The sequence below is a fragment of the Nostoc sp. UIC 10630 genome (genome assembly GCF_010747425.1).
Classification (GTDB): Bacteria; Cyanobacteriota; Cyanobacteriia; order Cyanobacteriales; family Nostocaceae; genus Nostoc.
In genome coordinates this window covers 1-9,182 of sequence record NZ_JAAGOG010000264.1, presented here as the reverse complement: position 1 = coordinate 9,182, position 9,182 = coordinate 1, and the positions used below count along the sequence as shown (strand labels likewise).

At 39.9% G+C, this 9,182-nt stretch carries 8 protein-coding genes and 1 pseudogene; 2 read left to right on the top strand and 7 right to left on the bottom strand.

Annotated elements, in window-relative coordinates; genetic code table 11:
* Nucleotides 1-50: 50 nt before the first annotated feature.
* From G1O98_RS34120 to G1O98_RS34110, 3 genes are all read right to left on the bottom strand, one after another.
* Nucleotides 51-938 (bottom strand): hypothetical protein, encoded by an 888-nt coding sequence (locus G1O98_RS34120; protein WP_163938027.1) that lies wholly within the window; start codon nt 936-938, stop codon nt 51-53.
* Between the two features lie 49 nt (nt 939-987).
* Entirely contained in the window at nt 988-1,497 is a 510-nt protein-coding gene (locus tag G1O98_RS34115) for a hypothetical protein (RefSeq protein ID WP_163938024.1), read from the bottom strand.
* A 346-nt stretch (nt 1,498-1,843) separates the two neighbouring features.
* Nucleotides 1,844-2,194 (bottom strand): histidine triad nucleotide-binding protein, encoded by a 351-nt coding sequence (locus G1O98_RS34110; RefSeq protein WP_012408957.1) that lies wholly within the window; start codon nt 2,192-2,194, stop codon nt 1,844-1,846.
* A gap of 500 nt (nt 2,195-2,694) precedes the next feature.
* Between G1O98_RS34110 and G1O98_RS34105 the strand changes: the two genes are divergently transcribed.
* The gene (locus G1O98_RS34105; RefSeq protein ID WP_163938021.1) at nt 2,695-4,641 is read left to right on the top strand and encodes an amino acid transporter; all 1,947 of its coding nucleotides are present in this window, start codon (nt 2,695-2,697) and stop codon (nt 4,639-4,641) included.
* 29 nt (nt 4,642-4,670) lie between these two features.
* Nucleotides 4,671-4,782 (top strand): annotated as a pseudogene (locus G1O98_RS40415) (Uma2 family endonuclease); the annotation flags it as partial.
* Between the two features lie 391 nt (nt 4,783-5,173).
* Here G1O98_RS40415 and G1O98_RS34095 read toward each other — a convergent pair.
* From G1O98_RS34095 to G1O98_RS34080, 4 genes are all read right to left on the bottom strand, one after another.
* Nucleotides 5,174-6,181, bottom strand: coding sequence for a hypothetical protein (locus tag G1O98_RS34095; protein ID WP_163938018.1), 1,008 nt, complete (start codon nt 6,179-6,181; stop codon nt 5,174-5,176).
* 163 nt (nt 6,182-6,344) lie between these two features.
* Nucleotides 6,345-6,788, bottom strand: a complete 444-nt coding sequence (locus G1O98_RS34090) for a DUF2752 domain-containing protein (protein WP_163938015.1) — start codon at nt 6,786-6,788, stop codon at nt 6,345-6,347.
* A gap of 56 nt (nt 6,789-6,844) precedes the next feature.
* Complete coding sequence (locus G1O98_RS34085; RefSeq protein WP_163938012.1) at nt 6,845-7,087, bottom strand: CD225/dispanin family protein; 243 nt, start codon at nt 7,085-7,087, stop codon at nt 6,845-6,847.
* A 20-nt stretch (nt 7,088-7,107) separates the two neighbouring features.
* Nucleotides 7,108-9,182 (bottom strand): WD40 repeat domain-containing protein (locus G1O98_RS34080; RefSeq protein WP_163938009.1); only part of this gene is annotated, 2,075 nt, incomplete at its 5' end.

Below are 9,182 nucleotides of genomic sequence, written 5' to 3'. Positions count from 1 at the left end.
CTACTGCAACTTCTCCTCTACTTTTTCCCCAGTCCCCAATCTCCATTGACCTAAATCTCAGCCACCGCCCGTTCAATCAAGCGACGTGCTAAAGTTTGTGTGCCAGTGTGTTCATAATAATTTGTAGATACATCCAAGAATGCAGCCAGGTAGTCTAACTTATCATCTGCAATATCCACAAAACTATGTAAGTTGCTAACTACCTTGTGTGGCGTTAAATTATTCGCACTGACAATACCACTCATCCAACCTTTAACTGAGTCAAAACTTTCGCCGATAAAGTTGAGTTTACTACCAGCATTGTTGCCTGGAATCACATCTTTGATATTTTGGAAAGTCGAGTTCTGTTCTAACTCATTGGGACTTGTTTGATTAATCCCAGATATGGCTTTGCTGATGAAGTCTGGGCCTAGAGGTATTAAACCATCAACACAAACTAATGCCACCATGCGGATGAGTGACTCACCACTATACTCACCTAAAGAGGCGACAAAATCGCCAATGCTGTCTCCAGGAATGCCGTTAATTTGACAGAAAGCTACCAACTCAGCCACTAACTTTAATGTCAAATCGATGGTTTGGGCTTTGTCTGGTTTGGGAGTGACAGAGTTTAAAAAACCCAATAAAGGAATTTTTTCGCCAACTTTGTTAGCTAAAGCGGCTGCACCGAGAGCTTTATCTGTACCATCAACGGTTTGATATAACCACAAAGCTGTTTGGTATCCTTGGGATTTGTCATTGAATAGATAAATCGCTCTTTCACCAATTTGTTGAATTAAATCTTCGTCGTCTTCGCCAGTGACGGTTTTAATGGTGTTGACAAAGCCGACGGTATTTTGCCACTCCCCAGGAGCAACAAAATCGAGGGACTTCAACATAGAAATAGTCAAGCCACCGGTTGGCAATTGATCGACTAAATCAACAATCGATTTGCTCACAAAAATCTCCTTACTTAGGTTTTGTTATCTTCAATCTTGGCAATCCGGCTTATTTCAGTTTAGCCAGACCATTAAGATTAAACTTCTCTAGCCAATCTGCGCGATCGCTAGCTGTAAATGACGAATCGCGGGAAAGTGCTTTTACTTGGTACTTGCCTACCAAAATTGCAGTTTGCGTCTTACCAACTTCTACTGCGGGATAACCGCCAATTTTCTTGGTGCTTTTTGAGAACTTTGCTGCTGTACTAGGTGTGCTGGTAGTATCAGAGATAGACAGCAATGCTACATCTTTACCACCTTTTTTCAACTTCGCTTCTGCAAAGCCTTTTTTCTCTTGGGTAAAGACACGCTGGTAGCCATCACCTGCACTAGGGAAAAGTTTATTAAACTCGCTACCCTGAGTTGCGTTCTTAGCCACGGCTTGACCGCGTTTTTGTTGAGTGCTTTCTTTTTGCGCCTGGTCAAAACGTCCAGGTGCTTTTGGGCTACAGGCTGTTGTCAGTAGTACCACTGACAGCAATAAAGCAGCTACCACCCTACGCCCACGATGTAAAATCATTCTTGGCTTCTCCCTATACTTGAACTTTGAGGCAATTATCTGCGCTGCTAGCAATTATTACTCGTAAAATTTACTTTTTGATAATTATTGCTTAAGTGCTTAACATACCAATAAACTCAACGCAAAAATGCCCCCTTTCGGGCTACGGTGTACACGCATCTCTATACGAGATATGCAACAACGTTAGATCCTCCTAAATCCCCCGATAAATTGGGGGACTTTGACTCCTATTCCCCCCTTTTTAAAAGGAATCTAAATGCTGTGGGACAACTCTAAAAGATTTGTGTATACACCGTAGCTCTTTCAGAAGAGTGTCTTTGATTTATGGATAAGCATTCAAGTTTGATCAACCAGGGGGCCAGTCTAATTGCCGTCCTCCCAAAATATGCAAATGTAAGTGATAGACAGTCTGACCACCATCATCACCAGTATTGATGACAACTCGATAACCGTTTTTCAGTCCAGCTTCTTCTGCAACACGTTTGGCTGTTAATAAAAGATGCCCCAACAGAGCATGATCCTGAGATTCAGCATCAGCTAGTGTGGGAATGGGTTTTTTAGGAATGACGAGAATGTGTACAGGCGCTTGGGGGTGGATGTCTTTGAAGGCCAGGGCTAAATTATCCTCATAAACAATATCAACGGGGATTTCCCGACGAATGATTTTGCTGAAAATCGTTTCTGTAGTTTCACTCATAGCATCTACCTAATCATCTGCTAGAGATTTTAAAGGTTTTTTTCCCCAAAACCCGATAAGTATTGGTACAGTATCCACCTTTGCTCAGATGAAATTTTGCCTCGTAAAGCGTTAAGTAGAGAAAAAGACATCACCTTTACAAGAGTATGAATATAGCAATTTGGGCGCTGAAAAGCCGTAATTACACTGAGGCTAGCGCCTCAGTACTTTCTATCTTCGGTATTCGTAAATCCATCAGCACCCTTTTTGAGAACTGATGCAGATCAAAAATGCTAAGGGTACGAAAACTTTAATTCCAAAATGTCCGTATACGATATTAATTTTTCCCAATAGCGGAAGCTAAACTCGATCTTCATCCGCTAGACAACTTATATATTTTGTAAATCGGACAGGATGCTTAACCTACAATAATAATGCTATATATTTGTAGTTAAAAATTTTAATAAACCACGAAGGCTTAAAAATCACAAAGCCGGACTTTTGCAAAACAACCATATTTGATGAGTAAATCAATTGTTTCAACAAAACGGCTCGGCAGTCAGTTAATCCTCTGGTTGCTTGAAGAAGATCGACGAGAGAAGGAAGGGCCTTACCGCAAGGAAGAAGCACATCGCCAGCATCCTTGGTGGCAGGTAATGTGCTTGACTGGTGTAGATTATTTCTCCACCCTTGGCTATCAACCTGGGATTGCAGCACTGGCGGCTGGCGCTCTTTCTCCTATCGCTACCCTGATTCTAGTTTTGCTGACGCTTTTTGGAGCATTGCCAATCTATCGGCGGATTGCTGCCGAAAGCCCTCATGGTGAAGGGTCGATCGCAATGTTAGAGCGTTTGCTACCTTGGTGGCAAGGCAAATTACTTGTGTTATGTTTACTCGGCTTTGTGGCAACCGACTTTATTATTACCATTACGCTGTCGGCTGCTGATGCTACAGCCCATATTATTGAAAATCCCCTTACCCCAGATTGGTTTCACGGTCAGACGATCGCAATCACCCTAATATTAGTTGCATTACTAGGCGCAGTTTTCTTGAGAGGTTTCCGAGAAGCGATTGGGATTGCAGTAGTCTTGGTGGCAGCTTATCTGCTGTTAAACTTCATTGTCGTTAGCGTCGGTGTGTACCAAATTTTAACTCACCCAGGAGCGATCGCTAACTGGCAGACTGCACTTTTTGCCCGCCATTCCAATCCTTTTATCTTAATCGGTATAGCTCTTTTGATATTTCCCAAGCTAGCACTGGGATTATCAGGCTTTGAGACTGGCGTAACCGTGATGCCACTTGTCAAAGGTAACAGCAGTGACACTCGCCAATATTCCAAAGGGCGGATTCGGAATACACGCAAGCTGCTCACCAGTGCTGCTCTGATTATGAGCTTCTTTTTGCTCACCACCAGTTTTATAACCACTCTACTGATTCCAGTTGCAGAATTTGCATCTGGTGGCAAAGCTAACGGCCGGGCTCTTGCTTATTTAGCACATTTGCATCTAGGCAACGCCTTTGGCACGATTTACGATCTAAGTACTATTTCTATTTTGTGGTTTGCAGGTGCATCTGCAATGGCGGGGCTACTGAATATTGTGCCTCGTTACCTACCACGCTATGGCATGGCTCCCAATTGGGCACGGGTAACGCGACCTTTGGTGTTAGTCTACACAGCGATCGCATTTGTTGTCACAATTATCTTCAGGGCAAATGTGGAAGCCCAAGGTGGGGCTTATGCAACTGGTGTGCTTGTATTAATTACCTCAGCAGCCTTTGCCGTTACCTTATCAGCCCACCGTCACAAAGAGAAGCGGGCAAGACTGGTTTTTGCTACTATTACACTGTTATTTTTATATACTACTATTGTTAACATCATCGAAAGACCAGAGGGGATTAGAATTGCTGGGTTTTTCATCGGTGCAATCATTTTTACCTCGCTGGTTTCTCGTGTTTGGCGTTCGACGGAACTGCGAGCAGAGCGGATCGAAGTTGACGAACTTGCTGCCCAATTCCTTGCTGAAGAGAGCCAAGGAGCAATCCGACTGATTGCAAATCGGTTGAATACAGGTGATGTCCTAGAGTATTTTATGAAAGAGAAAGAGGTACGCGAGGATAACCATATTCCCCCCAACGATCCAATTCTTTTTCTAGAGATTCAGGTATCAGATGCTTCAGAATTTGCGGATATCATCAAAGTAAGAGGGGTGCAAGTTGGTGATTATCGCATCTTGCGGGCTGAGAGTGCAGCAGTCCCCAATGCGATCGCGGCTTTACTGCTCTATATTCGTGACCAAACAGGTAAGATTCCCCATGCCTACTTCGGTTGGGTTGAGGGCAATCCCATACAATACTTACTGCGTTTTATCTTGTTTGGAGAGGGTGATATTGCTGTAGTTACCCGTGAAGTACTCCGGCGGGCCGAAAAGAATCCCCAGAGGCGACCTGGCGTTCATGTGGGGGGTTGATTAAGCTTCTTGAATGATTAAAGAGGAAAATGACATATATTTCCACAAAAACCCTTACATTGGCAGATTTTCTCTCTCAATACCGAGATAATCCCCGTTATGAACTGGCAAGATGGGGAACTAATTGACATGGAACCCACTGACCACCACTGAATTAACCAGCTAGATGATTTAAGCGATGCGCTGTTTGGCTTTTCTGAAATAAGAGCGGTTAGAAGAACGAAGAGGTTGATTTTAGCTGGTCAGTATTCTTAGGCTCACTGTTCATCGTCACGCCACTAAGCTATTTACTTGACTTGCGTAGACGCTACATGGGCTTGGCGCTAGTAATCTATATGCAAAGCGCACCTTCAGGATGGAACAAAGCTAGGGTTCGATTAAGTATTTATCCTTAAATAAAAATCGCTTTGTTAGGAGACATCACCTGCTTTAACCCTATTATTAGAATTGCGTAGAAGCTCTGCTTCTTATCGACAGACATCGCCTCTAGTAGATGGAATCGAAACTGGTGGTGGAAGTAGTCCCTCTATATCTAGCCCTGTTGTGGACTACCATCTTTTGTACATTCCTTTTGATCAATAATTCTAGCTTGAATAGTAGATTTATCAGAGACTTTCTGGTTCCGAAGTTGGGCGATCGCTAAGTCAATAGGATGATCTCGCATTTGCAAGCTATTATCTTCATTTAGACGAATAGTATATTGGGTGGGTTCAGCTAGTTTTTCTCTTTCCTGAAGAGATTTCCATCTCTGTGAAGATTCCACTTTCAATGAACCATTGAGAAAAATGTCTGCCTTCGGATAGTCTTTTTGGAAGTTTTTTTTATTAATAGTCTCATCGATTTTATCTTGCTTATTAAATACAATCTCTACCTCCTGGATAGTAGTACATCCGCCTACAATGCTTTTTCCAAATGGATAAACTATTTTGGTGAGCCACATAGCAAGCATCAGTAATACAACAATAGGAATAATAGGAACTAAAAAAGTAACAAAATTAATTTTTGATTTATTCCTTGGGTTTGGAGATTTAGAGCTAACCTGGAAAGGCTCCAATTCTTCTAGTTGTAAAGGGGTACTAGAACTGTCTATACTTAACGAAAATTTATGTGAGGGAATAGCTGGAGTTGGTTCACTATACTCCCAAAACTGCTTGTATCCTGTCATTAATAATTCATGGGCTTCTTCAATATCTTTATTAGTAACAAAAAACTCTTTTTTGTTTACAATACCCTTAAGTACAACGCCCTCTATGAGATAAATCTCTCTACCAAATGAATCTTTTAATATTTCATTTTTTCCTTCGGGATTGAGATGTTGTCCTGTGGCTTTAATAACTCGAAAAGCTATAGTAAAATCTCCAGCTTTTGAACCAATCACTTGCCTAAAAAATCCCATCTTAGATTCTGTTAAATCTCCATCAGCTACTCTAGCTAATAAGTTATAAATCTTAGCTTCACAAATAAAATCAGGAGCTACGACTGTTCTGTAATCAAGAGAACGATTTCGACTCACTAAAAAATGCCAAGATTCAACGTTCATATTTCTATATTCCGACTAGATAGACATAAAACTGTTTCAAAACTCTCAAAATCTAGTCAAAAAGGTATTTGAATCTTTGCAACCTAATAAAGCTTTGAGACGGTTACATTGTAAATATCCTCTCTTTGGAATTTTGAGAAATTATCTTGATTAGCTTCTCTAATTATGGAGCAAGCCAATAAAACGGGAAAAAAGGAATGTTCCGCAAAATCCAATAGCCCAAAATGATTTTCAGTGTCCACCAAATCCAAGTAGACTTGATAAAAATTGGGGTAACTTTACGTCTGGTAAATGCAGGTAAACTGTAGCAAATATAGGAATATAACAGGTAGGGCAATGATAATACCATGAGAGGATTTAGTCCAAAGGCTGTCCATAGATGACCATGAAGTAACTGATGAAATCCCCGCAGTGTTCCACAGCCAGGACAATATAAACCCGTTAAAGTCCGAAATGGACTAGGTGGATAAAGTCTGCCCGGCGTAGCAGGATTGAAAAAGTAGAGAATAATAGCTGCAATTAGAATAATTGCTGACAAAATAATTACTTTCAGCCGTCTTTTTTCTATCGGAGACAAGGAATAGGAGGTAAGATTTTTTGATAACATATAACTCTAATGAAAGATGGCTAATGGTAAATAACAGTGTTATTTTTTTATAATTATTATTGATTAAGACTGCCAATAATAAATATTAATAAATAAAACAAAATTGCTGCTCCAAAAGAAATCCAGCACCATTTCTTAGCATTATCTGATGCTGTAGTTGCGCCTTCGTAATCTCCAGCTTGGAATTTTGCATTAACTTGAGCAGCGTAGATAATTGCTACAATCCCAAATGGCTGACAGCAGAATATAGCTAATAAAATCGCTTGAGGTAAATAGTTAGGGACTTTGTTAGACTGCATAGGTTTACTTAAGCTGAATTTTATACAATTTTCCAAATTTTGATCGTGTTATCTTCAGAGCCACTGGCTAATATTTGATTATCTAGACTAAAAGCTAGAGTGGTCACTCTACCCCTATGCCCAGGCAAAGTAGTGACTAAATTTCCGGTTGATAAATCCCACAATTTGATTGTGCAATCCTCACTTCCACTAGCAAGGATGCGGTTGTCTGAGCTAATAGCAAGGGATATGATTGCCTCAGTATGTCCTTCCAACTCGTAGCACAAGTTGCGAACTTTCCAGTCCCACACATACACAGTTTTGCCAAAACCTCCACTAACTAATATGTTTCCATCGGAGCTAAAGGCTAATGCTCGAATGAAACCAAGATGCTTGTCCAGAGTATGGAGTAATTTACCTTTGTCAAGCTCCCAAAGGAATACTGTCTTGTCGCCACCCCCACTGGCTGCAATGCGCCAATCAGAGGAAACAGCAAGTGCATAAACAAAACTGCGATGTCCGTTTAATGTATGAATTAACTGACCACCATCAGTTCCAAATTGCCAGAGTTTCACGGTTTTATCCCGACTGCCAGTGATGAACATGCGCCCATCGGGACTAACAATAAACGCATTAATCAGGTCAGAATGTCCTTTCCATTTATGCAGACACTTTCCTGTATTCGCGTCCCATATCTTAATAATTTTATCTTCACTAGTCGTAAATAATAGTTGATTATCTTTACTAAGATTCGCTAGTACAAACCCTGATGTTTCATTAATAGTTCCTTGTAACTTTCCTGATGCAAGCTGCCAAAATCGAATACTTTTATCGTGACTGGCACTGAAGATTGCTTGACTATCAGATGTAAAGCAAAGGGAACGTACCACCTTTTGATGACCAATTAAAGTCTGAGTTAGGGTTGCGCTCGATAAAGTAGTCCGAGCATATTTTACAGGTGGCTTTGGAGAAGAAGAAATAATTTCTCCACCTAAATTAGCTTCAGGAAATTCTTTTTCAAATTTCTGGAGATGCTCTAAAAAAATACTAACCAAGTAGTTGAGCGCAGTTTCATCATTTTTAACTTCCTTTAAACGTTCTTCTTTATCTCCAAGTATAATTGCAGCTTCTTTATTAAAAAAAGACTGAATGAGCGGATCAAACAATGCAAAATTAGTTTTAGTTTGTATTAATGCCTGAATATTGTCCGTATCTACTCCTAAAGATTGCACATAAGTTTTTACTCTATCCATCAAGACATTACCCGAAAAAAGCAAATTAGTTTTAGCTTGGACTGATGGATAAACTTCTTGTTTGTTTATTTCTAAAGAGTTTATATATGCTTTAACTTTATCAATCATTACACAAATAAGCGGAATCTCTACCTGGAAAGGAATAGGGATAACGTCAGGATTTTTTCTCATAGAGCCATCGTCTTGGGGAGTAGCAAATTCCTGACCTATAGAACTTACAGGGATTATACGTAGTGGGCAACCAGCATTCTTTCTACTAACAACTACATCCTTAAATTCCTTAACCTTATCTTGTAATCGATTTAGTATATCTGATAATTTGTATCTATTTGCAAGTAAATCCCATTTACTAATAATAAAGTGAACTGGAGTGTCTTTTTTGCACTTATCTACCAGTTGCATTATATTAGGCATATCATTCTGTAACCAAATCAGTACATCTCTATTACTTAGAGTCTTATCCTCCATAAACTTATAGGCTTTAAATCCGTCTATAATGACTAAAATTGCATCTGCTTTAGGAACTTCTTCTTGAAAATCAAAAGTAATATCTTCATCATCATCTACATCTGTAAGTAGTCCTCCTGCATAGTCAATATAGGTAAATTGGCATACTGGATAGTTATCTAATTCAGAATTTTTTACACAACAATTAAAAGTCCAGTTAGTAACATTTCTAGTTCCTGCTGGCCATTTTTCTCCGGTAATAATTTGTGTATAAATTGTATTAAGTTCTCTACTCTTATGAGAATCAGCTACTTCTACAAAGAATCCTTTTTCACCTTGAGTTGATAATTGTTTAAACAGACTCGCTAAAAATATAGTCTTACCAGAACCAGATGTGCCTAAAGTAAGTATATTAT